General features: G+C 71.1%; 26 protein-coding genes and 1 pseudogene. 13 read left to right on the plus strand and 14 right to left on the minus strand.

Going from position 1 to position 25555, the window contains the following annotated elements; all coding sequences use genetic code 11:
- Positions 1–97 precede the first annotated feature (97 nt).
- Positions 98–508 carry a VOC family protein gene (locus ACWD4J_RS02440; RefSeq protein ID WP_451393380.1) on the minus strand — a complete coding sequence of 137 codons (411 nt, stop codon included), beginning with the start codon at positions 506–508 and terminating at the stop codon, positions 98–100.
- A 10-nt stretch (positions 509–518) separates the two neighbouring features.
- Positions 519–962: a helix-turn-helix transcriptional regulator gene (locus tag ACWD4J_RS02445; protein ID WP_451393381.1), complete on the minus strand. Its 444-nt coding sequence runs from the start codon at positions 960–962 to the stop codon at positions 519–521.
- Positions 963–1011: 49 nt separating this feature from the next.
- Here ACWD4J_RS02445 and pip point away from each other — a divergent pair, with 49 nt between their 5' ends.
- Positions 1012–1980, plus strand: a complete 969-nt coding sequence (pip, locus tag ACWD4J_RS02450) for a prolyl aminopeptidase (RefSeq protein ID WP_451393382.1) — start codon at positions 1012–1014, stop codon at positions 1978–1980.
- Between the two features lie 14 nt (positions 1981–1994).
- On the opposite strand, the gene ACWD4J_RS02455 is transcribed toward pip, so the two are convergent.
- Complete coding sequence (locus ACWD4J_RS02455) at positions 1995–3809, minus strand: thiamine pyrophosphate-dependent enzyme (RefSeq protein WP_451393383.1); 1815 nt, start codon at positions 3807–3809, stop codon at positions 1995–1997.
- A 333-nt stretch (positions 3810–4142) separates the two neighbouring features.
- Between ACWD4J_RS02455 and ACWD4J_RS02460 the strand changes: the two genes are divergently transcribed.
- The 4 genes from ACWD4J_RS02460 (at position 4143) to ACWD4J_RS02475 (ending at position 8313) form a co-directional block, all read left to right on the plus strand.
- Positions 4143–5150, plus strand: coding sequence for a LacI family DNA-binding transcriptional regulator (locus ACWD4J_RS02460; protein ID WP_451393384.1), 1008 nt, complete (start codon positions 4143–4145; stop codon positions 5148–5150).
- A 260-nt stretch (positions 5151–5410) separates the two neighbouring features.
- Complete coding sequence (locus ACWD4J_RS02465) at positions 5411–5839, plus strand: hypothetical protein (protein WP_451393385.1); 429 nt, start codon at positions 5411–5413, stop codon at positions 5837–5839.
- A 187-nt stretch (positions 5840–6026) separates the two neighbouring features.
- Positions 6027–7907, plus strand: a complete 1881-nt coding sequence (locus ACWD4J_RS02470) for an FUSC family protein (RefSeq protein WP_451393386.1) — start codon at positions 6027–6029, stop codon at positions 7905–7907.
- Between the two features lie 232 nt (positions 7908–8139).
- A complete protein-coding gene (locus ACWD4J_RS02475) occupies positions 8140–8313 on the plus strand; it encodes a hypothetical protein (protein WP_451393387.1) in 174 nt (57 codons plus the stop codon).
- Between the two features lie 35 nt (positions 8314–8348).
- Here the strand turns inward: ACWD4J_RS02475 and ACWD4J_RS02480 are convergent, their stop codons facing one another.
- Positions 8349–8786, minus strand: a complete 438-nt coding sequence (locus tag ACWD4J_RS02480) for a hypothetical protein (protein WP_451393388.1) — start codon at positions 8784–8786, stop codon at positions 8349–8351.
- Complete coding sequence (locus ACWD4J_RS02485) at positions 8777–9310, minus strand: ATP-binding protein (protein ID WP_451393389.1); 534 nt, start codon at positions 9308–9310, stop codon at positions 8777–8779. Before ACWD4J_RS02485 ends, ACWD4J_RS02480 begins: the two co-directional genes overlap by 10 nt.
- A gap of 151 nt (positions 9311–9461) precedes the next feature.
- On the opposite strand from ACWD4J_RS02485, the gene ACWD4J_RS02490 reads away from it, so the two are divergent.
- From ACWD4J_RS02490 to ACWD4J_RS02500, 3 genes are all read left to right on the plus strand, one after another.
- Complete coding sequence (locus ACWD4J_RS02490) at positions 9462–10322, plus strand: helix-turn-helix domain-containing protein (protein ID WP_451393390.1); 861 nt, start codon at positions 9462–9464, stop codon at positions 10320–10322.
- Between the two features lie 27 nt (positions 10323–10349).
- Positions 10350–10640, plus strand: coding sequence for a DUF397 domain-containing protein (locus tag ACWD4J_RS02495; protein ID WP_451393615.1), 291 nt, complete (start codon positions 10350–10352; stop codon positions 10638–10640).
- A 130-nt stretch (positions 10641–10770) separates the two neighbouring features.
- A complete protein-coding gene (locus tag ACWD4J_RS02500; RefSeq protein WP_451393616.1) occupies positions 10771–11610 on the plus strand; it encodes an SAM-dependent methyltransferase in 840 nt (279 codons plus the stop codon).
- Between the two features lie 84 nt (positions 11611–11694).
- Here ACWD4J_RS02500 and ACWD4J_RS02505 read toward each other — a convergent pair whose 3' ends face one another.
- The 3 genes from ACWD4J_RS02505 to ACWD4J_RS02515 form a co-directional block, all read right to left on the minus strand.
- Positions 11695–13179, minus strand: coding sequence for a glutamate synthase subunit beta (locus ACWD4J_RS02505; protein WP_451393391.1), 1485 nt, complete (start codon positions 13177–13179; stop codon positions 11695–11697).
- Positions 13180–13330: 151 nt separating this feature from the next.
- On the minus strand, positions 13331–13813 hold the full coding sequence (locus ACWD4J_RS02510) for an anthrone oxygenase family protein (RefSeq protein WP_451393392.1): 483 nt from the start codon (positions 13811–13813) through the stop codon (positions 13331–13333).
- 10 nt (positions 13814–13823) lie between these two features.
- On the minus strand, positions 13824–14642 hold the full coding sequence (locus ACWD4J_RS02515) for a DUF2293 domain-containing protein (RefSeq protein WP_451393393.1): 819 nt from the start codon (positions 14640–14642) through the stop codon (positions 13824–13826).
- A gap of 93 nt (positions 14643–14735) precedes the next feature.
- On the opposite strand from ACWD4J_RS02515, the gene ACWD4J_RS02520 reads away from it, so the two are divergent.
- Positions 14736–15377, plus strand: coding sequence for a uridine kinase (locus ACWD4J_RS02520; protein ID WP_451393617.1), 642 nt, complete (start codon positions 14736–14738; stop codon positions 15375–15377).
- A gap of 17 nt (positions 15378–15394) precedes the next feature.
- On the opposite strand, the gene ACWD4J_RS02525 is transcribed toward ACWD4J_RS02520, so the two are convergent.
- Positions 15395–16522, minus strand: a complete 1128-nt coding sequence (locus ACWD4J_RS02525) for a magnesium and cobalt transport protein CorA (protein ID WP_451393394.1) — start codon at positions 16520–16522, stop codon at positions 15395–15397.
- A gap of 151 nt (positions 16523–16673) precedes the next feature.
- On the opposite strand from ACWD4J_RS02525, the gene ACWD4J_RS02530 reads away from it, so the two are divergent.
- Positions 16674–17480 (plus strand): methyltransferase domain-containing protein, encoded by an 807-nt coding sequence (locus tag ACWD4J_RS02530; RefSeq protein WP_451393395.1) that lies wholly within the window; start codon positions 16674–16676, stop codon positions 17478–17480.
- Between the two features lie 74 nt (positions 17481–17554).
- Here ACWD4J_RS02530 and ACWD4J_RS02535 read toward each other — a convergent pair whose 3' ends face one another.
- Positions 17555–18592, minus strand: a complete 1038-nt coding sequence (locus tag ACWD4J_RS02535) for a carbohydrate kinase family protein (RefSeq protein ID WP_451393396.1) — start codon at positions 18590–18592, stop codon at positions 17555–17557.
- 86 nt (positions 18593–18678) lie between these two features.
- Positions 18679–19584: a pseudouridine-5'-phosphate glycosidase gene (locus tag ACWD4J_RS02540; protein WP_451393397.1), complete on the minus strand. Its 906-nt coding sequence runs from the start codon at positions 19582–19584 to the stop codon at positions 18679–18681.
- Positions 19585–19707: 123 nt separating this feature from the next.
- Here ACWD4J_RS02540 and ACWD4J_RS02545 point away from each other — a divergent pair.
- Positions 19708–19875, plus strand: a pseudogene (locus ACWD4J_RS02545) (VOC family protein); the annotation flags it as partial.
- Between the two features lie 174 nt (positions 19876–20049).
- Here the strand turns inward: ACWD4J_RS02545 and ACWD4J_RS02550 are convergent.
- The 3 genes from ACWD4J_RS02550 to ACWD4J_RS02560 all read right to left on the minus strand — a co-directional run bounded on the left by ACWD4J_RS02550 (position 20050) and on the right by ACWD4J_RS02560 (position 22128).
- Positions 20050–20313 carry a GlsB/YeaQ/YmgE family stress response membrane protein gene (locus ACWD4J_RS02550; RefSeq protein WP_451393398.1) on the minus strand — a complete coding sequence of 88 codons (264 nt, stop codon included), beginning with the start codon at positions 20311–20313 and terminating at the stop codon, positions 20050–20052.
- A 235-nt stretch (positions 20314–20548) separates the two neighbouring features.
- On the minus strand, positions 20549–21124 hold the full coding sequence (locus tag ACWD4J_RS02555) for a methylated-DNA--[protein]-cysteine S-methyltransferase (RefSeq protein WP_451393399.1): 576 nt from the start codon (positions 21122–21124) through the stop codon (positions 20549–20551).
- Between the two features lie 131 nt (positions 21125–21255).
- Complete coding sequence (locus ACWD4J_RS02560) at positions 21256–22128, minus strand: glycerophosphodiester phosphodiesterase (protein WP_451393400.1); 873 nt, start codon at positions 22126–22128, stop codon at positions 21256–21258.
- A 283-nt stretch (positions 22129–22411) separates the two neighbouring features.
- Between ACWD4J_RS02560 and ACWD4J_RS02565 the strand changes: the two genes are divergently transcribed.
- Positions 22412–23296: an MHYT domain-containing protein gene (locus ACWD4J_RS02565; RefSeq protein ID WP_451393401.1), complete on the plus strand. Its 885-nt coding sequence runs from the start codon at positions 22412–22414 to the stop codon at positions 23294–23296.
- 69 nt (positions 23297–23365) lie between these two features.
- On the plus strand, positions 23366–25534 hold the full coding sequence (gene uvrB / locus ACWD4J_RS02570; RefSeq protein WP_451393402.1) for an excinuclease ABC subunit UvrB: 2169 nt from the start codon (positions 23366–23368) through the stop codon (positions 25532–25534).
- The last annotated feature ends 21 nt before the right edge of the window (positions 25535–25555 follow it).

A 25555-nucleotide genomic window follows, 5' to 3' on the forward strand; every position in this document is an offset into this window, starting at 1 on the left:
CTGACCAGCTTCAAGCCGTACGCCTGGTTCTACTTCGCTTTGTCGTGGGTGAGCCGATGTCCGGTGTCTCCAGGACGCCGAGCGTTCGCCGGAAGGCTCAGCGCAGTTCCTGGATGCGGATCAGGTTGCCCGCGGGATCGCGGAAGGCGCAGTCGCGGATGCCGTACGGCTGCTCGGTCGGCTCCTGGACGACCTCGGCGTCGCCGGCCTGCACCTGCTCGAAGGTGCCGTCGAGGTCTTTGGTGGCCAGCAGGATCCAGCCGTAGGTGCCCTTGGCCATCATCTCGGTGATGGTGCGGCGCTCGTCCTCGGTGATGCCCGGGTCTGCGGCCGGCGGCGCCAGGAGGATGCACGTGTCGGGCTGGCCGGGAGGGCCGACCGTGATCCAGCGCATCGTGCCCTGTCCGACGTCGCTGCGGACCTCGAAGCCGAGGGTGTCGCGGTAGAAGGCCAGGGACGCGTCCGGGTCGTCGTGCGGGAGAACGCTCGTGTGAATGGTGATGTCCATGGCCGTCACGCTAGTTGCCGCTCGGTGCCGATGCTTCTCGATTCCTGATCGGTCTGGTCACCTGTTTCGCGACGCAGGACGGCATCCCTGCCGTCGCCTGCGCCGCCTGGTGCCGGTAGACGCTGGGCGGCACACCGACCAGCTCGGTGAAGCGACTGCTGAAGGTGCCCAGCGACGAGCAGCCGACCTCGAAGCAGACCTCCGTCACGCTGAGATCGCCACGGCGCAGCAGCGCCATCGCGCGCTCGATGCGCCGCGTCATCAGATAGGCGTACGGCGACTCTCCGTAGGCGAGACGGAACTGGCGGCTGAGGTGCCCGGCCGACATGTTCACGCCACGGGCGAGGGCCTCGACGTCCAGCGGCTGCGCGTACTCCCGGTCGATCCGGTCGCGCACGCGACGCAGCCGCGCGAGGTCGCTCAGGCGCTGTGCCGCGGCGGGTTTGCTGGTCACCCTCGAAATCGTGTCACGTTCGCGCCGGACGCGGCACTAGATTGCCCTGATGAGCCTCTATCCGGACATAGAACCGCACGACCACGGCATGCTCGACGTGGGTGACGGTAACGACGTGTACTGGGAGGTCTGCGGCAATCCGCGCGGCAAGCCCGCGGTCGTCCTGCACGGCGGGCCGGGCTCCGGCTGCACGCCGTACTTCCGTCGTCTCTTCGACCCTGCCGCGTACCGCATCGTCCTCCTCGACCAGCGCGGCTGCGGCCGGTCGACTCCGCACGCGAGCGCATACGACACGGACATGAGCGTCAACACGACGGCTCATCTGATCGGGGACCTGGAGCTGCTGCGCCGGCATCTCGGCGTCGAGCGGTGGCTGGTGTGGGGGGTCTCGTGGGGCTCGGTGCTCGGTCTGCGGTACGCGCAGACGCACCCGGGCAGCGTGTCGGAGCTGGTCCTCACGGGTGTGGCCACGGGCTCGGGCCCCGAGGTGGCGCTGCTGACACGCGGGCTCGGGCAGATCTTCCCCGAGGCGTTCGCGCAGTTCCGGGACCACGTGCCCGAGGACGAGCGCGACGGGAATCTGGCGGCCGCGTACAACCGGCTCCTCGAGTCGCCGGACGCAGAGGTGCGGGCGAGGGCGGCCCGGGCCTGGACGGACTGGGAGACGGCGATGGCGCCCGCGCCGCCGCGCTCCGTCCCGCGCTACGAGGACCCCGTCTTCCGTGCCGCCTTCGCCCGCATCGTCACGCACTATTTCGCGGGCGACCACTTCCTCGGTGAGGGCAACGACGAAGGCGTCGTCCTCCGCGACGCCCCGCTGCTCAAGGACATCCCCGGCACGCTCGTCCAGGGCAGCCTCGACTTCGGCAACCTGCTGGGCATCGTGTGGCGGCTGCACCACGCATGGCCCGGCAGCGAGTTGGTGCTCGTGGACGACGTCGGCCACAACGCGGGGGCGCCGGGCATCCAGGAGGCGCTGGTGGCGGCCACGGACAAGTACGCGGCCGCGCAACCCTGAGGCGCGGGAACCCGTCAGAGCGTGAGTGCTTCCGCGTCCGGGGTTCCGGGCGCGGGAGCTGTGACGGAACTCAGTTCGGTCTCGACGTGCACCACCGTGGTGCGGCTGCCGGCCTTCGCCTTCGTGATCGCCGTGCGGAACTCGTCCACCGTCGTGGCGTGCAGGACGTCGGCGCCCAGCGAGGCGGCGTTGGCGGCCAGATCGACGCGGCCCCCGGTGCCGACGGGCAGCCCCGGCTCCCCGTCGAGGAAGCGGGACTGCGCGCCGCACCGCCGAGAGCCGAGCGGCTCGGACGGCGCACCGGCCGAGGCGAACCCGCGGCTCTGGACCAGGACGATGACGACCTTCATGCCCTCGGACACCAAGGTCACGATCTCCTGAGCCATCATCAGATACGAGCCGTCGCCGACCAGCACGACGACCTCGCGCGAGGGATCGGCCAGCTTCGCACCGACAGCGGCCGCGACCTCGTAACCCATGCACGCATACGCCGACTCGACGTGGTACGCCTTCGGATCGCGGACCCGCCACAGCTGCAGGTCGCCAGGTATGGACCCGGCCGCGTTGATCACGACGTCGCGGTCGTCGAGTGTCTCGTCGAGCGCGCGCAGGATCTCGGCCGTGGCGGGCAGCGGGCCCTCGCCGCGCCGGACGCTCTCGTCCTCCATCCGCCGCGTCTCGGCGACGAGTTCACGGGTGCGCAGGCGGTACGCCTCGTCGACCTCCCAGTCCGTGAGCGCGCCCGCGAGCGCCTGGATGCCGAGCCGGGCGTCGGCGACCAGTGGTTCGACGGAGTGCCTGACCGAGTCCGGCCGGGCGACGTCGAGGTTGACGAAGGCGACGTGCGGATTGCCGAAGACGCATCGGCCGGAGGCGGTGACGTCGCTGTAGCGGGTGCCGATGCCGAGGACGACGTCGGCCGCCCTCGCCGTCTCCTTCGCCGCGTACGAGCCCGCCGGGCCGATGCCGCCCACCGCGTACGGGTGGTCCCACGGCACCGCACCCCTGCCGGCGTGCGTGTCGGCGACCGGGATGCCGGTGGCCTCGGAGAACGCGCGCAGCAACGTCTCGGCGCCGGAGTACACCGCACCGCCGCCCGCGACGATCAACGGCGTCCGTGCCTGCCGCAGCAGTCGGGCGGCCCGCGCCAGCGCGGCCGGCTCCGGTGCCGGGCGGCCCACGCGCCAGACCCGGCGCCGGAAGAACGTCACCGGCCAGTCGAAGACCTCCGCCTGGACGTCCTGCGGCAGCACGAGCGTGACCGTTCCCGTCTCCACCGGGTCCGTCAGCACCCGCATCGCGGCCGGCGCGGCCGGGATGAGCTGCTCGGGACGCGTGATCACCTCGAAGTACTTCGACACCGAGCGGAACGCGTCACTGACCGTCAGATCGCCGGACCCTTTGGCCGCCGGCTGCGGCACCGGGGCGGCCGCCCGGGTCGCGGCCGTGTCGCCGGGCAGAAGGAGGACGGGAAGACGGCCGGCGGTGGCCAGCGCCGCACCCGTGATCATGTTCGTCGAACCGGTCCCTGTCGACGCCGTGCAGGCGAAGGCGGCCAGCCGGTCCCGCATTCTGGCGAAGGCCATGGCGGCGTGCACCATGCCCTGTTCGTTGCGGGCCACGTAGTACGGGAACTCCGGAACCCCGGCCTCGCCCGTGACGGCCGCCTGGAGGAGCGCCTGACCGATACCGGAGGCCTCGCCGTGCCCGAAGACGGCCCAGGCTCCCGGGATCAGCCGCTGCTCCAGGCCGTCGCGCTCGCTGTACTGGCCGGCGAGGAAGCGGACGAGGGCCTGGGCAGTGGTGAGACGTATCGTCTCGGTGGTCATCGCTCCCCCTTGACTGGCTGGGGCGTTTCGGTGCTCATGGCACACTCGGTTCCGCCCCACCCTGCTAGCGCGCTCCAGCGGCGAGTAACGATGGCGCTGTTCGAATGTCATGTCAACCGGCGTCCATGGGGTGACTCACCAGCGGGTCCGGGAGTTCTCCGGGCGTCTGCCCCGCTGAGCCCGGGGAGGCCGGGCAGACCCCGCGGAGATCCGCCCGAATCTCCCGGCTCGGATCACTCCGAATACACAGATCCTCCTCGGATTACTCCAATACACAGATCCTCGGATACGCGAAGGTCGGACCACCGAACGGAAGGGAAGGGCAGACCTCGTATGCGTGCACCGGGCAGGCAGCGCCCCACGATGGCGCATGTCGCCGAGAAGGCCGGCGTCTCCAGGGCGCTGGTCTCCATCGTCTTCCGCAACCAGCCGGGAGCGAGCCAGGAGACCCGAGAACGCGTACGGCGCGTCGCGGAAGAGCTCGGCTACAGCCCCGACAACGCGGCACGCCTTCTCGCGCGAGGCCGCAGCCGGGCGCTCGGTGTGATGCTGACCCTCCACCAGCCCTTCCAGACGGACCTCGTCGAGGCCATCTACCACGAGGCCGAACGCGCCGGCTACGACGTCCTGTTGTCGGCCGACGCCCCGGCCCGCGACGAACGCAAAGCGATCGAGGCACTGCTGAGCCACCGCTGCGAGGCGCTGATCCTGCTCGGCCCGCGCTCGAGCGCCGCCGATCTGGAAGCCCTCGGCCGGCGCACGGTCGCCGTCGCGGTCGCGCGACGGGTGCGCGGCGCCCGCGTCGACAGCGTCCGCACCGCCGAGGCCAAGGGCGTACGGCAGGCCATGGACCACCTCGTCGAACTGGGCCACCGCCGTATCGTGCACGTCGACGGCGGCCGCGGGCCCGGCTCGGCCGAGCGCCGCCGCGCCTACCGCGACGCCATGCGCCGGCACGGCCTGGCCGACGAGATCCGCGTCGTTCCGGGAGCGCACGACGAGCAGGCCGGCATCGACGCGGGCCGCCTCCTGGCGGCGCAGGACGAGCTGCCGACGGCGGTCCTTGCGGCCAACGACCGCTGCGCGCTGGGCCTGCTGATGTCCCTCGGCCGCGCGGGCATCGACGTCCCCGGCGAGGTCTCGGTCGTCGGCTACGACGACAGCCACATCTCCCACCTCATGCCCCTGGGCCTGACGACGGTCCGCCAGGACTTCGTCCTGATGGCGGAGCGCGCGGTGCGGTTCGCCGTGGAGCGCCTGGAGGGGGAGGGCGTCGAGCCGCGGGAGGCGGTGGTGGACCCCACGCTGGTGGTACGGGGGACGAGCGGGCCGGTCCGGTGACTGCGCCGCTGCGGACGGCGCCGTACCGTTGAGCGCGTGCACGCGCGCGTGGCACACCGGTTGGGCTGTCGACGCGGTCCTCGGTCCGGGACGCGCCCGAGACTTGTGGGGAGTTCGGTTGGCGCGTGGCCTCGGGATACGTGTGCTCCGGGGGGCACCGAGCGTGGACGGTCGGCTACCTGCCGTGAGTCGCCGGGATACCGTGGGGGCGTCCGGCCGGAGCGGCGACGAGCGACAAAGGGGGCTCGGTGGACGCGGAGTTGAGTGCACTTGCGGCGGCGGGGGCGACGGCGCTCGTGCAGCAGATGGCGACCGACGGATGGACGCAGGCACGTGACCGTGCGGTCGCGTTCTTCTCGCGGCGGCGCGGCGGCGCCGGGGACGTGGTCGGGGGCGAACTCGAGGCCTCACGGGCCGAACTCGTCGCGGCGCGGGGCGCCGAGGACCAGGACGCCGAGGCCGACGTGCAGGCGGAGTGGCGCAACCGGCTGCGCCGCACCCTGCGGTCGGACCCGACAGCCGCCGCCGAACTGCGCGCGCTCCTGGCCGAGTGGGGCCCTGTGCCATCGGCGCAGCGGCGAGGGGCCGTACCCGACAGGACCGGCGGCGGCGCGCAGCACGGCACGGCGATCCGGGCTCGGTCGGGCGGCCTGACCATCGGGGCCACCCGGCCACCCGCCGCGAGATGACGACGAAACCTTTCTTGACCGCGTAGCCGACGCCGCGGGATCCGGGAACAGCCAGGAACCATCAGCGGCTGACACATTGCGGAAACGGTCACGTCCCGATCCCTTCAAATCCATCTCCTATGGTCGGACCGACCGCCCTGGCCGAAGTCGTCCGAAGGCGCACCCCGCCCCGCCCGACAGGAGCCCCGTGCACGTCCCCGCCCGTTTCCCTTCCGGTCTCCGCTCCGCCATACCGCCCTGGCTGGCCCATGCCCTGCGTGCCCAGCGCGGACCCGTGCCCTGGAGCGCCGTCGTCCGCGGCGCGCTGGCCGCCGGGCCCCTGTTGCTCGCGGCCGTGTGGTGGGGGCGGCCGTCCGCCGGTGTCGTCGCCGCGCTCGGGGCCATGCTGGCCGGCATCAACGACCGGCGGGGAAGCCGCCGTTCGGCAGTGCAGCGGCTGGGCGTGCCAGCCGTCGCCGGTGCGTGCGGGCTGCTTCTCGGGTCGTACGCCACGGGGTATGCGGCGGGCGCGGAAGGCCGGGCGGGCGCCGTCGTGCTGATCGCGGGGCTCGCCGTGCTCGGACTCTTCGCCGGTGCCGTCAGCGCCGGGGGGCCCGTCGCTTCCGCGGCAGGGACACAACTGCTGGTGGGCGCGGCGATCGGGGCCGGAATGCAACTGCCCGAGCCCGGATGGCAGCGCGCCCTGTGCTACCTCGCCGGCGCCGGCTGGCTCATCGCGCTGCGCCTCCTGCTTCCGTCGCCCGGCGCCCCGGGCACCGCCGGGTCCTTCCGGTTCGACGGTGAGCGTACGGCTGTCGCAGACGTCTACGCAGCCATCGCCGACCTGCTCGACGCGGCCGGAGGGCCCGACGCCCTCGCCCGTCGTGCCGCGCTCACCGCGGCCCTCGACCATGCGCAGGACGCCCTGTCCGGTCCGCGCCTGCGGGCCAGGCCCAGCTCCTCGGCCGAGCGGCGGCTGCATGCCCAGTACCTCGCCGCGCTGCCGCTCGCCGAGGCCGCGACCGCCCTCGCCTGGGCGGGCCGCACCCTCCCCGCCCAGGCCTCGGAAGGCCCGCGCAGGCTCGCGGCCGCCGTCCGCAGCGGAGAGGCCCCCGGCCCGCTCCCCGCGCCCGCCCGCTACGACGCCGGGCTGCGCGCCCTCGACGACGCCCTGCTGCACGCGGCCGAGGCCTTCGACAGCGGCACAGAACACCTTCCCCGGCGCAAGAGCCGGCTGCTGCCCGCCGCCCGCCGGGCCCTGGGACCCGGCGGGCGCGAGTACGGCGTGCGGGTCGCCCTCTGCCTCGGTGCCAGCGCCGCCGTGGCGCAGGCACTGCACCACGCGCACTGGTACTGGCTGCCCGCCACGGCCGTCTTCCTGGTGAAGCCCGACCTCGGACCGCTCGTGTCGCGCGTGCTGTGCCGGGCCCTCGGCACGGTGCTGGGCGCCGCGCTCTTCGCGGCCTTCGCGGCGCTGCTGCCCTCGCCGTACGGGCTGATCGGCCTGGTCGCCCTCAGCGGTGCCCTGATCCCCGTGGCCACCCGGCACTTCGCGGCGCAGACCGCCGTCGTGACCGTGCTCGTGCTGGGCCTGGTGATGGTCGGCGGCGAACCGCAGGCGGCCTGGAGCCGGATCGGGGAGACGCTGCTGGCCTGCGCGATCGTGCTGATCGTCGGGCATCTTCCGCTGCCCGGGCACGGCGGGAGCGTCGTGCGGACCCGCCTCGCGGCGGCCATGCGTGCCGCGGACGCCTACCTCGCCCATGTGCTGAGCGGCTCAGAGGACCGTGCCGCCCGCTGGGCGCTGAGGCGCGCGGCCTACCGTGCGCTCGCCCAGGCCCGCGCCGCCAGCGAGGTCTCGGCCGCCGAACTGCCGGCACTCGCCCGGCACGCGGCGGGCGCAGGGGAGATCGCGGCCATGCTCGAACTGATCGTGGACACCGCGACGGCGTGCGCGGTGCACGTCGACGACACCGGCCGCGTCCCCGAGCAGCACGCCCGGCAGCTGTCCGCGCTGTGCGCGGACCTTGCGCAGCTCACGCAGCGCAAGCAGCTCGTGGAGCCCCGCGCGCGGATCACGACCGCCTGATCCTGAAACCGTAGGCACGGCCTGATCCAGAAACCGTAGGCAACGGACCGCACCACTTTCCGGCCACGGTGCGTGCACGGAGGGCCACGGTACGAGAGTGAACCCTGAGTACATTTGGCGTTTCAACTAGGTTTCAGTACCGTCACGTCGCAGACCGAACAGGCTCGCGGTGCGTTCTAGTTCCTGAACGGTCCTCGAAGGTGTGGGCCGGGCACGAGAACAGGAGAGTGCGGTGAACGGACGCGTAGTGCTGGAGCGCTTTCCGGCCGGCGGCCCGCGAGGGTCCTGGCCGGCAGAGGAGTTCGCGCAGGCACTCCGCATGGAGGGGCAGCCTGCCGAGGTCGTGATGGACCTGGCGTCGGACGCGTTCCTGGTGATCGTGCGGCCGAGGGAGGCCTCCGAGTAGCCGCGCCGGTCAGCCGTGCATCGTGATCTAGCCGGTCAAGCAGTGACCGGGCGCGACCACGGGGGCCTCGCCCCCGTGATCTGGCACATGGCGAGATAGAGCGGGATCGGCGGGGTGTACGCCACGGACGTGCCGTCCGGGCGGTGCACCAGTCCCGGCCGGCCGCAGGCGTCCGAGACCACCGCTCCCGTCGCGTAGTACGAGGGCGCCGGCCACTCCATGGCGACATCGGAATGGGACGGCACGAGCCACCACCAGCGAGCTTCGTCCCCGTAGACGCACCCCGCCCGCGGCAACCGCGCCAGCAGCCGCTGCCCGTACGCCGCCGGCACCGCGACCGCGTCGCAGCCCAAGGGCGCCGACATGCCGGAGGGAACGGCGAGCCGCAGCGGCGGGACGCGGAGCGGGCGGCGCCGGCGCCCCAGGCCGGCCAGCGTGTCGATCCCCAGGGCCCGCGACCTCGTCACAGCCATCCGGTCCCCGTGCCGCGGACCCCGTCCGAACCGGCCTCGGTCTCGCGGGTCTCGTCGACCGGACGCGGCAGGTCCGCCCACACGAGCAGACCGGACCCGGCTTCCTGGGTGCCCCACGCACTGCTCAAGGCCTCGACGAGGAGCAATCCCCTCCCGTGCTCCTCCTCGGGTCGCTGTGGAGACGGGTGCGGCTCGCCGGGCGTACATCCCTCGTCGCGTACGGATATCCGGAGCCGACGGCCGTCGTCGTGCAGCGCGCACACGATCATCCGGGACGCGGTGTGGACCAGTGCGTTCGTGACCAGCTCGGAGATGACCAGGACGGCCGTCTCGCAGGTGTCCTCGCCGACGGACCAGCCGGTCAGCCGGGCACGCGTCAGCTGCCGCGCCTGTCCCGCGGAACGCGGATGCACCGCCAGTTCGAAGCCGAACCGGCGTCCGGCGGTCGCCCCGACGCATGCCCCGGCCGGCATGCCGGGATTGCCCTCGGCGGCGGCCGTCTCTAACCGCGCGGAAGTAGTCACGTGTGCAACTATCTCCCTGCCTCGAACACTTGGCAAGAGCCACTCTGAAAAGTCCAGAGTGTCGCGTGCTCCGGTGGAGGGACATGGCACACTTCTCGCAACCAACCGCCATACAGGCCGAGTTGGCCCAGGGACTGGACGGAGGTAGAGCGTGAGCGAGCCACGGTCCGCACCGACGGTCGGTCAGGTCGTCCTCGGCCGGCGCCTCCAGGATCTGCGGGAGCAGGCCGGCCTCAAGCGTGAGGAGGCCGCCCGCATCCTGCGCGTGGCCCCGGCCACCGTCCGCCGCATGGAGATGGCCGAAGTCGCGCTGAAGATCCCGTATCTGCAGCTGCTGCTGAAGTCCTACGGCGTCTCCGACGGCGAGGCCGACGCGTTCGTCACGCTCGCCGAGGAGGCCAACAGGCCAGGCTGGTGGCAGCGGTTCCACGACATCCTGCCGGGCTGGTTCAGCATGCACGTCAGCCTGGAGGGGGCCGCGAGCCTCATCCGGTCGTACGAACCGCACTTCGTCCCCGGACTGCTGCAGACCGAGGACTACACCCGCGCCGTCATGGAGTCCGGCGCGATCGGCCAGACCCGGCCCGGAGACATCCAACGCCATGTGGCCCTGAGGATGCAGCGCCAGCAACTGCTCACCCGCGAGGACGCCCCGCGGCTGTGGGTCGTGATGGAGGAGACGGCGCTGCGCCGTCCCGTCGGCGGCCCCGAGGTGATGCGGGCGCAGATCGACCGGTTGCTCGAGGCCATGCGGCTGCCCCATGTGACGCTGCAGATCGCCGAGTTCGCGTCCGGACCGCACCCGGGCACGTACGGGCCGTTCGTACTCTTCCGCTTCGCCATGCCGGAGCTCCCGGACATGGTCTACAGCGAGTACCTGACCGGAGCGGTCTATCTGGACGCGCGTGCCGAGGTCGCCACGCATCTCGAGGTCCTGGACCGCATGGCGGCGCAGGCCGCAACTGCACGACGCACAAAGGAAATCCTCCGGGAATTCCGCAAGGAGCTGTGAATGGACCGGATGGACCGGATCGACCGGATGGATCGGATCAAGGTCCGGATACGCACGACCGACGGCATCCACCGTGCCGACGGCGTGCGGATCTACAACGGCATGCCCGCCCGCGAACTCGGCACCGAGGGCTGGCACAAGCCGTGGAGCGGCGGCAATGGCGGCAACTGCCTGGAGGCCATGAAGCTCTCGGACGGCAGGGTCGCGGTGCGTCAGTCGGCCGACCCCGACGGACCCGCTCTGATCTACACACCCGGCGAGATCAACGCCTTCATCGAGGGTGCCAAGGCCGGAGAAGCGGATTTCCTGCTGTCGTGATCGCCCATTCCCCCGATTTCCTCGTCGATTCTTCTGAATTCCTCGCCCATTCTCCCGAATGTGTCGACACCGCGAACCGTGCCGACTTTCCTTCCGACTTATGGAGTCACTGATGACCGGGCAAGACGCCGTGACCGGACAAGACGCTGCTGCCGCGCAGGAATCCACGGCACCCCGGAAAGACCCTGCGATCGACACGAGCAAGCCTCATCCGGCCCGCATGTACGACTGGTTTCTGGGCGGCAAGGACAACTACCCCGTCGACGTCGAGATGGGCGAGCAGCTCCTGGCCCTCGAGCCGCGCGTTCCGGTCCTGGCGCGCATCAACCGGTCGTTCATGCAGCGCGCCACGCACTGGCTGGCCCTGCAGGGCGTACGCCAGTTCCTCGACATCGGCACGGGCATACCCACGGAGCCGAACCTCCACCAGATCGCGCAGCGGATCGCGCCTGACGCACGCGTCGTGTACTGCGACAACGACCCCATCGTGCTGGCTCACGCCGAGGCGCTGCTGCGCAGCACGCCCGAGGGCGCCACGGAGTTCGTCCAGGCCGATGTGCGTGAGCCGGGCGCGATCCTCGACCAGGCCCGGAAGATCCTCGACCTCACACAGCCTGTCGCGGTGTCGCTCGTCGCCCTGCTGCACTTCATCTCCGACGAGGACGGGGCGTACGAGCTGGTGGACCGGCTCATGGCGGACCTGCCCGCCGGAAGCTGTCTGATGCTCTCCCACGCGACGGCCGACTTCACGCCGGACACCGCGTCCGAGGCCGGTGACATGTACAAGGCCCGGGCGCTCACCATGGCGCTGCGCAGCCACGCCGAGGTCGCCCGCTTCTTCGACGGCCTGGACCTCGTGGAGCCCGGCGTCGTGGTCCCGACCGTCTGGCACCCGGAGCTCGGCGAACCCGTCCCGGGGCAGGACGACGGGCCCGTACCGGGGTACGCGGGAGTGGCGCGCAAGAGGTAGACGACAAAGCGACACGGGGTCGGCGGCGCCCGCACGGGCCTGGGAGGCAGTTGCCGCGGGGGCGTGCGTGGTGGGCGGTGAGCGCTACGCGCGCAGCGGCCGGTCGTACGGACCTATCGGGCAGGGGAGGCGGTCCGAGCCCGTCAGATGACGGTCGACGGCCGCCGCCACCGCGCGGCCCTCGGCGATCGCCCAGACGATCAGTGACTGGCCGCGGGCCGCGTCTCCGGCGGCGAAGACGCCCGGGACGTTGGTCGCGAAGCCCGCGTCGCGCGCGATGGTGCCGCGCTCGTCGAGGGCGAGCCCCAGCTGATCGATGAGCCCGTCCCCTCGGTCGGGCCCGGAGAAGCCGAGCGCGAGCAGGACCAGGTCGGCGGGGAGCGTACGCTCCGTGCCGGGCATGGGGCGGCGCGCCGCGTCCACCTCGACGAGGTGCAGGGCCCGGACGTGCCCCGTCTCGTCCCCCGTGAAGCGGAGCGTGGATGCCGCGAAGAGGCGTGCGTCCGCGTCCGCCGCGGGCGCTGTGGCCAGGTCCCTGGCCTCCTCGTGCGCGGCCGACAGCCGGTAGATCTTCGGGTACGTCGGCCAGGGATCCGTCTCCGTCCGCTCGGTCGCCGGCTGCGGATAGATGTCCAGCTGGGTCACGGACGCCGCCCCTTCGCGTACTGCTGTGCCCAGGCAGTCCGCCCCGGTGTCACCGCCGCCGACGATCACGACGTGCTTGCCCCTGGCGGACAGCGGTGAGAAGTCGAGATCCCCCTCGCACACCCGGTTGGCCAGCGGCAGATACACCATGGCCTGGTGTATGCCGGTCAACTCCCGTCCTGCTACGGGAAGTTCGCGCCACGCCGTGGCGCCGACGGCCAGCACCACCGCGTCGTACCGCCCCCGCAGCTCCTCCGCCCCTATGTCCCTTCCGACGGCCGTGCCCGCCCGGAACTTGGTGCCCTCCGCCTCCATCTGCCCGAGCCGCCGCTCCAGGTGGTGCTTCTCCATCTTGAACGAGGGGATCCCGTAGCGCATCAGCCCCCCGATACGGTCGTCCCGCTCGTACACCGCGACGGTGTGCCCCACCCTCGTCAGCTGCTGCGCCGCGGCGAGCCCGGCCGGACCCGAGCCGACGACCGCTACCGTGCGGCCCGACAGTCGGTCCGGGGGCCGGGGCGGTGTCAGCCCGTCGGCCCAGGCGCGGTCCGCGATGGCCGCCTCGACGTTCTTGATCGTGACTGCCGGCTGGTTGATCGCCAGCACACATCCCGCCTCGCAGGGGGCGGGGCAGAGCCGCCCGGTGAACTCCGGGAAGTTGTTCGTGGCGTGCAGCCGCTCGCTCGCCGCACGCCAGTCCTCGCGCGAGACCAGGTCGTTCCACTCCGGGATCAGATTGCCCAGCGGACAGGCGTCATGGCAGAACGGTATGCCGCAGTCCATGCAGCGGTTGGCCTGCCGGCTGACGATCGGAAGCAGGGCGCCGGGGACGTAGACCTCGTCCCAGTCCTGGACCCGCTCCTCGACCGGGCGCCGCGGCCATTCCTGGCGAGAGGTCGTGAGGAAACCCTTGGGATCGGCCATGGCCGTCTCCCTTGCCTACGGGGGACAGCGTCTTCCCGCCACCATACGTCGCGCCGCCACCGTGCGTCGCGGTGTGCGTCGCGGCATGGTCGAGAATGCGTCGCCGCACGCGTCGAGAATGCGTCTGGAATGCGTCTGGAACGCCGCGCGGTCAGAGGGTGAGGGCCAGAACGAACGAGGCACTCGCGGTGAGCGACGCGGCACTGCGTATGTGGTTCCACATGGTCCACTCGGCCACATATCTGTGCCAGTACTCGGCGCTCTCCGGTGCCTCCGGATCCAGTCTGGCGAGCGCCTCGTTCCGTGGGACGTTCGCCGCGATGGTGACCACGAACGAGCCGGCCAGATACAGCGCGCAACCCAGCAGCAGCTCGACCGTCCCCTTGTCCGGCCACAGCACGAAGGTCACCACGGCCAGTACGGCACACAACCCGGCCGCACCCATGAAGAGGACCATGAAGGCGGGGCCGACCGCCATCGCGTTGATCGCGTTCATCGCGGCGATCCCCTGAGAGGCGGGGAGTGCGGCGAGCCCCTTCATCACGAAGGTGGAGAAGGCGACGAACACCCCGGCCATCAGTCCGCAGGCGAGTGCACCCAGCACAGTGAGAACGAAGTAAGGCCCCTCGATCATGTCAACTCCCTTACGCCTCGCACCGCGTGTCCCCGCCCGTGTCCTTGCCCGCGCCCGTGGGTGTGCCCCCGTGGGTGTCCCTGCCCGTGTCCGTGCCCGTGGGTGTGCCCCCGTGCGTGTCCGCGCTCGTACCCGCGCCCGCACGCCAGGCCTCGAGCGTCGCCTCCACCGTCGGTCCGATCCTGCGACGTGCCTCTAGCCGCGGCACGCCACTCATCAGCAGGCCGTCGTACGGCGTGTCCGTGTGCCGCACCGCCGCCGCGACCGCCGCCGTCACCGCGGTCTCGGACAGTGCCCGGCCCGCGGCGCTGCGGCCGACGCGGCCGCTGCCCCGCACCGAGGCGTGAGCGGCGATCGCCTGTGCCCGGCCGGGCGGGCAACCGGGAAAGAGGCGGGATATCTTCTCCGCGAACGCCGCGGTGAAGCGCACATCCTCCGCCTCGCGCCGCTTGGCGTCACGCGCCCGGCGCCGCGCCCTGATCTCGGCGTCCGCCAGACACCGTTCCTCGGCCCGCGCGAGGGCGTCCTCCTCGACGAGGACGCCCTGCCGCTCGTACCGTCCCCGCCGCCGGTTGAAGCGGACGACGATCGCGGACAGATTGCTGCCCTCGCGAGCCCGCCGCGTGAGTGCGGTGTCGCCGCGCGCCAGGAACACCAGATGGCCGAGGTCGGCACAGTCGAGGCACCGCGGCGCGCCGCGCTCGAGCACGAGCAGCGACAGCGGCCCGCCGCGGCACCCCGCACAGTTCCGCCGCCGCTTCACGGACTGGAAGACGAGAGGTCCACGCCCACCGGCGCCGGATCCCAGGGCAGAGGGGGAGGTCGCCATACGCGCTTCATTCCCTCTGTGCACCGAGGATCTGCGAGGGTTGGCCGGTGGAGGGCCGGGTGCCCGGCCGGTAGCGTCCAGGAGCGCGGCATGATGGAGCATGTGCGACTCGAAGCGATCACCTGGGAACGGCTCGGCGACTCGCTCGCCGACCGGCTGCTCGACCTCAAGCCCCACGACGGGAGCTCCTGGCCGCGGATCGCCTTCGACGGAGCCCCGGCGGCCCGCCCCGGCGACCTTGCCCGGCAGGTCGCCGACGTGCTGCGCGCCCGGGGCCGCGCCGGGCTCGTCGTCGGCACCGAAGGGTTCCTGCGGCCCGCGTCGCTGCGGTTCGAGTACGGGCGCGAGGACGTCGGCACCTACTACGACGGCTGGTTCGACACGGCCGCGCTGTGGCGGGAGGTCTTCGGGCCCCTCGACCCCGGCGGCACCGGTCGTGTGCTGCCCGATCTCTGGGACGCGACCGCCGATCGGGCGACACGCAGCACCTACGTCCAACTCCCGCCCGGCGGCATCCTGTTGCTGCACGGCCCCCTCCTCCTGGGACGCTGGTTCCCCTTCGATCTGACCGTTCATGTGCGACTGTCGCCGGGCGCGCTCCGACGGCGCACGCCCGAGCACGAGCTGTGGACACTGCCGGCCTTCGGACGGTACGAGTCCGAGGTGGACCCGGGCTCGACGGCCGACGTACTCGTACGAGCGGACGACCCACGGCACCCGGCCTGGAACGGTTGAAGCGTCGGCCGTCCCCGTCAGAGCCAGCCGCTCCGCCTGAACCCGCGGTACAGGACGAGACAGGCCACCGCGGTCACCACAAGGACGCCCGGATAGCCGAATCGCCAGTGGAGCTCCGGCATGTAGTCGAAGTTCATGCCGTACACCCCGCAGACCATCGTGGGCACCGCGATCACCGCCGCCCAGGCCGTGATCTTGCGCATGTCCTCGTTCTGAGCCACCGTCACCTGCGCGAGGTGCGCCTGCAGGATCGAGTTCAGCAGCTCGTCGAACGCGGCTATCTGCTCCGTGGCCCGCAGCAGATGGTCGGAGACATCCCGGAAGTACGCCTGTATCTCCGGGTCCACCACCCGTAGGGGCTCTGTGGCGAGCACCTGCACCGGTCGGCTGAGGGGGACCACGGCCCGCTTCAGCTCCAGCAGCTCACGCTTGAGCTGGTAGATGCGTCCGGGATCGGCCCGCGCGCCGGTCTCGGTGAACACATCCGTCTCGACCTGGTCGATGTCGGCCTGCACCGCGTCCGTGCAGGCCAGATAGTCGTCCACCACATGGTCGGCGATCGCGTGCAGCACGGCGGCCGGACCCTTGGCCAGCTGCTCGGGGGCCGCCTCCAGCCCTTCGCGCACCGGTCCCAGCGAACCGTGCCTCCCGTGACGGACCGTGATGACGAAGTCCCGGCCGACGAAGACCATGATCTCGCCCGTGTCCACCACCTCGCTGGTCGCGGTCAGTTCGGCGTGATCCACGTAGCAGACGGTCTTGAACACGGCGAAGAGCGTCTCGCCGTACCGCTCGAGCTTCGGGCGCTGGTGGGCGTCGATCGCGTCCTCCACCGCCAGCGGGTGAAGGTCGAACAGCGCCGCTATTCCCGCGAACTCCCGCTCCGTGGGCTCGTGCAGGCCCAGCCATACGAAGCCCTCCTTGGCCTTGCGGACGAACTCGACCGCCTCGACCAGGTCGCGACCTCCCGGCTGGCGGATGCCGTCCCGGTACGTCACACAGTTCACCACCGCGGAGCCCAGGGGGGAGCGGGCGGGATGACTCAGATCGACCCGCGGGCGTCGCTGCCTCAGGCGCGCCACCTTCCGGAGGCCGCCCACCTTGTGCAGACTGCCCACCTTCCACAGATTCCCTGCCATCGACATGCGGAGCTCCTTGCGCTGGACTCGATGACCTGGCGAGCCAGTCTGCCAGGATGCGCCACATGCCGTGGTGGCCTGTGGGAACGGAGTAATCCGCTCCGGAAGCGACCCTCAACTGCATGGGGCAAACCGGGCCAACTGTAATGATCAGCGCATGACGCGAACTGACGGTCGTCTCCTCAACAGCAGCCAGACGCAGAACCAGACTGCGGCAGGGCGGCGATTCGACGCCCTCGCCGCACTCTTCGATCCCGCGACGTTCCGCCACATCGAAAGGCTCGGCATGGGCCCGGGCCGACGGTGTTGGGAGGTGGGTGCCTACGGCACCTCCGTGGTGAACTGGCTCGCCAAGAAGGTCGGGCCCACCGGGCGGGTCCTCGTGACCGACACCGACACCTCCCGGGTGGCATTGGCGGCCCGCCCGCCCGTCGAGGTGCGCCGCCACGACGTGGGCACCGAGCCGTCGCCCAGCGAGAGCTTCGACCTCGTGCACGCCCGGCACGTCCTCGTGCATGTGCCGGACCACGCACGGGCGCTGCAGTCCATGGTCAAGGCCCTGCGGCCCGGCGGACACCTGCTCGTCGAGGACACCGACCCCGCCTTGCAGCCCCTTCTCTGCCCCGACGAGCACGGCCCCGCCCAGGAGCTGGCGAACCGGCTGCGCAAGTCGTTCCGTGCCCTGCTCGCCGGGCGCGGCGCCGACCTCTCGTACGGCCGCACGCTGCCCCGGCTCATGCGCGAGGCCGGGCTGAGCAAGGTGGAGGCGGAGGTCCACTTCCCGCTCGCCTCGCGCGCTTGCGCCGAGCTGGAGATCGCAACCGTCCAGGAGGTGCGCGACCATCTCGTCGGCGCGGGGCTCGCCACCGACGAGGAGATCGACCGGCACCTCATGAACGTGGCCGCCGGTGAGATGGACCTTGCCACCGCACCGATGATCTCTGCGTGGGGACGCAAGGCCTGAGGCGCGGGCCCAAGGCACGGCAAGCGAACCATGAGGCTCGCCCATGCCGGCGGGGGCAGGTGAACGAGCGGCGTCTACCGCCCGTGCGCCGAGAGGTCCTGTGCCGATGCGGATTCCTCCGGAGCGGACGTTCGCGGCCTGGCGCCCACCTGCTGCACCGCCTGCGCTCCCGCCCGGCATCCCTCGGCCGCCGCCTCCTCCGCCCCAGCACCCCGGAGCAGAGCAGCGAGGAAGGCGCCGGTGAAGGCATCACCGGCGCCCGTCGTGTCCCGTGCCCTGGCGGGCACCGCGGGGATCCGGGCCCGCACCGCTCCCGCGCGCGCCACCACAGCGCCCTCGGGGCCCCGCTTGGCCACGACCAGTGGGAAATGGCGGCTCAGCTCGGCCGCCGCGTCGACGTCGTCCGGGACGCCGGTCAGCCACCGCGCCTCGTCGCCGCTGGGCAGGAGTACGTCGATGCCCTCGGCCAGTTTCAGAAACCGGTCCACACCGAGCTCCCTGAGGAAGCCGGCCGAGGCGGGGTCCATGCTCACCGGCACCCCACGCGCGCGTGCCGACGCCACAGCGGCCCTCACCAGCGCGCGGCTCGGCTTTGCGAAGCACAGGTATCCGGACAGATGCAGCCGTGCGACGCCGTCCAGCAGAGACGCCGACCAGTCGGCGGGGGAGAGCCGCAGGGATGCCCCGCTGTCCGTGAGGAAGGTGCGCTCCGCCGATGCGGCGGCGTCGACCAGGCAGATCACCGTCCCGGTGGGCGCCTCCGGATCCACCACAAGGCGAGGACCCACCCCCGAGACGGTCAGCGCACGCTCGTGCCACGTCGCGGAGTCGCTACCCACGCGTCCCAGCAGCCGTACATCCGCGCAGCCGCAATGGGCCGCCCAGCAGGCGACGTTGGCGCCGGCGCCGCCCGGCAGCGTCCGGACCGCGGCCGCAGTGTCCGTGCCCGGTGCCAGCGGTGCGCGGTGCCGGGCGACGATGTCCGTGATGACGTCGCCGACGACGAGCAGTGCGCCTGGCGTACTCGGCGTTCTCGGCACACCTTGCGGCTCCGGTGCGGTCGGCGTCCCCGGTACACCCGGCGCACCGTTGCCTGCGGCCGTCGGCGTCATGGGGAATGCATCGTGACCGGGCGCGGCCACGCCCGATGCATCGTGATCGGTCGCGGTCGCGCCGGATGCATGGTGAGGGGCCGTGGTCACGCCGGGGACCAGGCCGCCGCGATGCGTGCCGCCAGCCGCACGTTGCCGCGCACTGCCGCAAGGTTGGCGCGCAGTGACGCACCGTCGGTGTGCCGCACCAGATAGTCCAGCAGAAACGGTGTGACCGCCTGTCCCGTGACACCCTGCTCGTCGCAGGCTCGCAGCGCGTCGGCCAGCACGCGCGCGTGCAGCGCTGGATCGAGCTGCTCGCTCTCGGGCACGGGGTTGGCGATGATCAGCGCCGACTCGGGGCCGCCGAGCGCGTCCTGGGCTCGCATGACCTCCGCGACCTCGCTGGGCGAGTTCAGCGTCCACTCCACCGGATGCCCGGAGTCGGACAGATAGAAGCCGGGGAAGCGCGGCGTGCCGTATCCCGCCACCGCCACCCCCAGCGTCTCCAGACGCTGGAGCGTCGCAGCCACGTCGAGGATCGACTTCACGCCCGCGCACACCACCGTGATGCGGGTACGCGCCAGCAGTCCCAGGTCGGCCGATTCGTCCTGCGTTACCGTCCACTCCCGGTGCACCCCGCCGAGCCCGCCCGTCGCGAACACCCGTACCCCCGCACGCGCGGCGAGCAGCGCCGTCGCCGACACGGTCGTCGCGCCGCTCGCTCCAGCGGCGACCGCGAGGGCGAGATCCCGGTGGCCCAGTTTGCGGATCCCGTCCTCGTTGGCGACCCGCTCCAGCTGCTCCTTGTCCAGACCCACATGGGGCCGCCCGTCCAGTACGGCGATCGTCGCGGGAACGGCGCCCTCTGTGCGTACGACCGCCTCGAGCTCCAGAGCCACCTGCAGATTGCGCGGGCGGGGCAGCCCGTGCGCGATGATCGTGGACTCCAGCGCCACGACCGGCTGCCGCGCCGCGACCGCCTCCCGTACTTCCTCGGACACCACCAGCACGCGCCTGCCTCCTGCCTGTCGGTCTCCCCCCTCATCCCTGGCAGCCGAGACGACCGGTCAAACCCTTGTACGGCGGAGGAGACCGCAGCAGCCTGGGGGCACGACAGACATCGTGCGCCTCGACCACGCGCGGCGGACAGCGCCGGGCGCCCCGTGAACCATGTCTGTATCTCCCTGCCGGGAGAGGACTTCAACGCCCTGCACGCCCAGCTGGAGGAGCGCAACACGCCCGTCTCGGAGTTCTCCTACGACGCGTTCGGCGCCCGCGGAAACGCTCGGCGCAGTTTCTAATTCCGGGATCCGGACGGCGACATCTTCGAGGCCCGGCACTACGACCCGGCGTGACGCGGAGTGCCGCGTGACGCCTGATGACGTGCTCGGCAACCGCGTGTCGTCGGCTGGGGGCCTGGTCCGCTGGGGCGTCCAGCCGCTGGGCGGCCGGCCGTCTTGGGCCGCCCCAAGGCGTCAGCGCCGAACGCGTCCGCGGTCCAGCAGTGCGATGCCCAGCGCCGCCAGGCCGATCTGGATCAACCACTCGGCCCAGTCGACACCAGCGGTGTCGGCCACTCCGACTCCGGCAGCGATGGCCGAGCCGAGCAGCGCGGCCACGATGCCCACCAGAATCGTCAACAGGATGCCGATCCGCTGCCGGCCGGGAAGCACGAGGCGCCCCAGGCCGCCGATGACGATGCCGATCACTATCGCGCTGATGATGCCGGAGATCTCCATGCCGCCACGACTCCCTCTGCATACCGGCCGACGGGCAGCCTCGAGGCTGCCCGTCCCTGCCGCGCCACGCCTGCCCACGCCGAGTGCGCTCACCAACGGCCTTCCCCGTGGGGCGGGTTCCAGTCCGGGCGCTCGGAAGCACGACGGCGCGCCTCCCGCAGCGGTCCTCACTTCCAGGGCCGGACGTGCCTCCCCGCACTGGTCGGACCGGGAGCGAACCGGCCTCGCATACGGCTCAGAACAGCGGCTGCGGAAGTACCCCCTCCAGGGCGAGGAGGTGCCGCTTGGTCTCCAGGCCGCCACCGAACCCGCCGATTCCGCCGTCGCTCTCCACCACCCGATGGCACGGCACGACGACCGGCAGAGGATTGGCCCCCATGGCGGCCCCGACCGCCTGTGCCGCGCCAGGCTGGCCCACCCGGGCCGCCAGGTCGCCGTAGCCCACGACCGCGCCGTACGGGACGCCCGCAGCCAGTTCGCGCAGGACCTGGCGGTTGAAGCCCGAGACCAGGCTCCAGTCCAGCGGGAGCTCGAAATCGTGCAGCTCACCGGCGAAGTACGCAGCGAGCTGACGTATGGGCTCGGCCAGCAGCGGCGATTCGGGTGCCTCGGCCGGCTCGGTGCCCAGACGTGCTGCGAGCCGCTCGAGCGTTGTCTCCCGCACCGCGTCCGATGCGTGGAAGACGACGTTGACCAGGCCCTCCTCGGTCGCGGCCAGCAGCAGCGGCCCGATGTCGGTGCCGACGACGGTCCACACGACCCGGTGCCCGGAATGCCCGTTCTGCTGCCCGTTCTGCCCATGGCTGTTCATGCGCACCACCGTACGACCCGGCACTGACAACGAACCGGCACTGACAGCGACCCGGGGCTGACAACGACCCGGCACCGGCCTGGCCCGGGGCTGCGGGCGGGAGCCCCCTCCGCCCGCATCACAGGGTGGACTCAGTCCTCGGCCACGGCCCTGCGTACGACGTCAGGGGCGTTCGTGATGATGCCGTCCACGCCGAAGCCCGCGGCCCGCCGTGCGTTCGCCGCACTGTCGACGGTCCAGGTGGAGATCTCGAGCGGCCTGCCGTGCGGTCCCGTGAGGGCGTGGATGGCGGACACATAGGCGGCAGAGATCGAGGTGTCCTCCGCGTTGATCTGGTCGGCGAACTCGGCGTACTTCGGCAGGTCCGCTGTCGCCGGAGTGCCGAGGAAACCCGTCTTGACGTCGGGCTGCAGAGCGTGCACCGTCTGCACGCTCCGTGCGCTGAAACTCTGGATGACGAGCTTGCTGCCGACGTGGGCGCGATCGAGCCAGCCCTCGTTGCGCAGCACGCGCAGGGTCTGCTGCTCGATGCCCGGATACAGCTCCGGTTTCTTGATCTCCAGGACGAGCTTCTGGTGGTTGTGGGAGAGCCGTTTCATGTACTGCTTGAGCGTCGGCACGCGCGCGCCGGCGTACTCGGGGCCGAACCAGCTGCCCGCGTCGAGCCGGGCGATCTCGGCCGCTGTGAAGTCCGCGACCTTCCACGGGGCACGACCGGGGAAGACCTCCTCGGCGTTCGTCGTCCGCTTCAGGCTGTCGTCGTGGATCACCACGAGCTCGCCGTCCTTGGTGCGCTGGACGTCGTTCTCGACCCAGCGGAACCCCATGGCGGCCGCCCGGTCGACGGCTGCCAGAGTGTTCTCCGGGGCCTCGGCGGAGGCGCCGCGGTGGGCGATGACCAGCGGTTCGTCGTGCTCGACGGCGTGAGCGGAGGGTGAGGGGAGGATGAGTGCGCTGACTCCCAGGAGCGCGGCGGCGGCTGCAGCGGCAGGGCGTGCGTACACGTGTACTCCTCGCATTCGTCAGATCACAGTATGAGATCGCGGATGCTCGATCGCGACAGCAGAGGGCTAACGAACGACAGGTGTCGGATGGCCAGGAGTCGAACAGGGGCGCCCCACGCCAGTTGTGCGCTCGTACGCGCGCGATGGCTACCAATTCTTTGCAGGAAAATCGCTCGCTCGTTCCGGGCGCGCCATACTCTCGGCCTCGAGTACGCCCGCTCAGGCGACCATGGGGCAGACGCCCCACAGAGATCGCAGGGCACAAAGGGTGGAAGGGTTGAGCATGCAGGGCACGGTCGACGGATTCAGCTATGGACTCGTCACCCCGGTGGTGGCGTATGTGATGGCCTGTCTTGGCGGCGCGCTCGGCCTGCGGTGCACGACCAGAGCGCTCCGCACGCCGTCCTGGCGGCCGGGTTGGCTCGCACTCGGCTCGGCGGCGATCGGGGCCGGAATCTGGACCATGCACTTCGTCGCGATGATGGGCTTCACCGTCGAAGGGGCCCCGATCCACTACGACAAGCCGACGACCTTCGCGTCCCTGGGGTTCGCGGTCGTCATGGTCGGCATCGGGATCTTCATCGTCGGCTACCGGGGCGCCAAGGGCAGGGCCCTCTTCACCGGGGGCACCATCACAGGGCTGGGGATCGCCTCCATGCACTACCTGGGAATGGCCAGCATGCGTCTGCCCGGGGTGCTGGAGTACAACACCGTCATGGTCGCCGTCTCCGTGGTGATCGCCATGGCGGCCGCCACCGCGTCCCTGTGGGCCGCCGGCCAGGTCAGGGGATTCCGCTGGAGCCTGGGCGCGAGCCTGGTCATGGGTCTGGCCGTCAGCGGTATGCACTACACCGGTATGGCGGCCCTCCGCGTCAGGCTGGACGGTTCGACCGGATCTCAGGTCGGCCACTCATCGGCCGAGATGCTTGCGCCCATGATGGTCGGCCCGCTGGTCATCCTCCTCGTGGCAGGCGCGGTCGTGATCTTCGACCCGCTGCTGGTGACGGGCAGGCCCGCCGCTCCATCCCGTCGAGACGTCCCTGATGACCGTGGACACCGGACGGGCCGGCAGGCCGCCGACGCATCGGTCCCCACGGCCCAGCCGTCCGTGCGCGCCGGTCATCGTCCGCCGCGCTCCGGCCGCGCACGTACCCCTCAGAGCTGGTGACCAGGGCCTGACCTGCGCATATCCGCTGATCCGCCCGCGTTGTCAGTGGGGGGTCGTACGGTGGATTCCATGCGGCCCGTATCCAAGATCGAACGCACGGTGGCGCCCTTCGAGGTCGTCAGCTCCTATCAGCCCAGCGGCGACCAGCCGGCGGCCATCGCCGAGCTGGAGCGGCGCGTCAGCGCAGGTGAGAAGGATGTCGTCCTGCTCGGTGCGACCGGTACCGGCAAGTCCGCGACCACCGCGTGGATGATCGAGAAGCTCCAGCGCCCCACACTCGTGATGGCGCCGAACAAGACGCTGGCCGCTCAGCTGGCGAACGAGTTCCGCGAGCTGCTGCCGAACAACGCCGTCGAGTACTTCGTCTCGTACTACGACTACTACCAGCCCGAGGCGTATGTCCCGCAGTCGGACACCTATATCGAGAAGGACTCCTCGATCAACGAAGAGGTCGAGCGCCTCCGCCACTCCGCGACGAACTCGCTGCTCACCCGTCGCGACGTCGTCGTGGTCGCCTCGGTCTCCTGCATCTACGGCCTCGGCACCCCGCAGGAGTACGTGGACCGCATGGTGCCGCTCAAGGTCGGCGACGAGATCGACCGGGACGAGCTGCTGCGCCGCTTCGTCGACATCCAGTACACGCGCAACGACATGGCCTTCACCCGAGGCACCTTCCGGGTCCGCGGCGACACCATCGAGATCTTCCCGGTCTACGAGGAGCTGGCCGTCCGCATCGAGATGTTCGGCGACGAGATCGAGGCGCTCTCCACGCTGCATCCGCTCACCGGCGAGATCATCAGCGACGACGAGCAGCTCTACGTCTTCCCGGCCTCCCACTACGTGGCGGGTCCGGAGCGCATGGAGAAGGCCGTCAACGGCATCGAGAAGGAGCTCGAGGGGCGCCTCGCCGAGCTGGAGAAGCAGGGCAAGCTCCTGGAGGCCCAGCGGCTGCGCATGCGCACCACCTACGACCTGGAGATGCTCCGCCAGATCGGCTCCTGCTCCGGCGTCGAGAACTACTCGATGCACTTCGACGGCCGCGAGCCCGGCTCCCCGCCCAACACCCTCCTGGACTACTTCCCGGACGACTTCCTGCTCGTCATCGACGAGTCGCACGTCACGGTGCCGCAGATCGGCGCCATGTATGAGGGCGACGCCTCCCGCAAGCGCACCCTCGTCGAGCACGGTTTCCGGCTGCCGTCCGCACTGGACAACCGCCCGCTGAAGTGGGAGGAGTTCCAGGAGCGCATCGGCCAGACCGTCTATCTCTCGGCGACCCCCGGCACGTACGAACTCTCGCGTTCGGACGGCCAGGTCGAGCAGATCATCCGGCCCACCGGTCTTGTCGACCCGCAGGTCGTGGTCAAGCCCACCAAGGGGCAGATCGACGACCTCGTGCACGAGATCCGGCAGCGCACCGAGAAGGACGAGCGCGTCCTGGTCACCACGCTCACCAAGAAGATGGCCGAAGACCTCACGGACTATTTCCTGGAACTGGGCATCCAGGTCCGCTATCTGCACAGCGACGTCGACACGCTGCGCCGCGTCGAGCTCCTTCGCGAGCTGCGCTCCGGCGAGTTCGACGTGCTGGTCGGCATCAACCTGCTGCGTGAGGGCCTCGACCTCCCCGAGGTCTCCCTGGTATCGATCCTCGACGCCGACAAGGAGGGCTTCCTGCGCTCGGGCACCTCCCTGATCCAGACCATCGGCCGAGCGGCGCGCAACGTCTCCGGCCAGGTCCATATGTACGCCGACAAGATCACCCCGGCGATGGAGAAGGCCATCGATGAGACCAACCGCCGCCGGGAGAAGCAGATCGCGTACAACACGGCGAACGGCATCGACCCGCAGCCGCTCCGCAAGAAGATCAACGACATCGTGGCGACCATCGCCCGCGAGGAGGTCGACACCGAGCAGCTGCTGGGCACGGGGTATCGCCAGGCGAAGGACGGCAAGGGCGGCAAGGTGCCCGTGCCCTCGCGCGGCGGCGCGGCGGCCGCGGCCGGCAAGGGTGGCGCCAAGCCCGCCAAACCGGCCAAGTCCGCCAAGGGCAAGGCGAAGGAGACCGCGGCCACCGACCGTCCCGCGGCCGAACTCACCGGGCAGATCGAGGAGTTGACCGAGCGGATGCGTGCCGCTGCCGCCGATCTGCAGTTCGAGATTGCCGCACGGCTGCGCGACGAGGTTTCGGAGATGAAGAAGGAGCTGCGGCAGATGAAGGAGGCGGGCCTGGCCTGAGACCGAACCGCCAGGTCCTGC

It is taken from the genome of Streptomyces sp. NPDC002577 (assembly GCF_053594815.1).

Bases quoted from the DNA above. Each gene is read 5' to 3' on its own strand.
- ACWD4J_RS02510 (WP_451393392.1), bottom strand. From the start codon at position 13,813: ATGATCGAGGGGCCTTACTTCGTTCTCACTGTGCTGGGTGCACTCGCC.
- ACWD4J_RS02480 (WP_451393388.1), bottom strand. From the start codon at position 8,786: ATGGCTGTGACGAGGTCGCGGGCCCTGGGGATCGACACGCTGGCCGGC.
- ACWD4J_RS02495 (WP_451393615.1), top strand. From the start codon at position 10,350: ATGGATCGGATCAAGGTCCGGATACGCACGACCGACGGCATCCACCGT.
- pip (WP_451393382.1), top strand. From the start codon at position 1,012: ATGAGCCTCTATCCGGACATAGAACCGCACGACCACGGCATGCTCGAC.
- ACWD4J_RS02565 (WP_451393401.1), top strand. From the start codon at position 22,412: ATGCAGGGCACGGTCGACGGATTCAGCTATGGACTCGTCACCCCGGTG.
- uvrB (WP_451393402.1), top strand. From the start codon at position 23,366: ATGCGGCCCGTATCCAAGATCGAACGCACGGTGGCGCCCTTCGAGGTC.
- ACWD4J_RS02440 (WP_451393380.1), bottom strand. From the start codon at position 508: ATGGACATCACCATTCACACGAGCGTTCTCCCGCACGACGACCCGGAC.
- ACWD4J_RS02525 (WP_451393394.1), bottom strand. From the start codon at position 16,522: ATGTCGATGGCAGGGAATCTGTGGAAGGTGGGCAGTCTGCACAAGGTG.
- ACWD4J_RS02515 (WP_451393393.1), bottom strand. From the start codon at position 14,642: ATGGCGACCTCCCCCTCTGCCCTGGGATCCGGCGCCGGTGGGCGTGGA.
- ACWD4J_RS02505 (WP_451393391.1), bottom strand. From the start codon at position 13,179: ATGGCCGATCCCAAGGGTTTCCTCACGACCTCTCGCCAGGAATGGCCG.
- ACWD4J_RS02530 (WP_451393395.1), top strand. From the start codon at position 16,674: ATGACGCGAACTGACGGTCGTCTCCTCAACAGCAGCCAGACGCAGAAC.
- ACWD4J_RS02555 (WP_451393399.1), bottom strand. From the start codon at position 21,124: ATGAACAGCCATGGGCAGAACGGGCAGCAGAACGGGCATTCCGGGCAC.
- ACWD4J_RS02550 (WP_451393398.1), bottom strand. From the start codon at position 20,313: ATGGAGATCTCCGGCATCATCAGCGCGATAGTGATCGGCATCGTCATC.
- ACWD4J_RS02455 (WP_451393383.1), bottom strand. From the start codon at position 3,809: ATGACCACCGAGACGATACGTCTCACCACTGCCCAGGCCCTCGTCCGC.
- ACWD4J_RS02535 (WP_451393396.1), bottom strand. From the start codon at position 18,592: ATGACGCCGACGGCCGCAGGCAACGGTGCGCCGGGTGTACCGGGGACG.
- ACWD4J_RS02460 (WP_451393384.1), top strand. From the start codon at position 4,143: ATGCGTGCACCGGGCAGGCAGCGCCCCACGATGGCGCATGTCGCCGAG.
- ACWD4J_RS02520 (WP_451393617.1), top strand. From the start codon at position 14,736: ATGGAGCATGTGCGACTCGAAGCGATCACCTGGGAACGGCTCGGCGAC.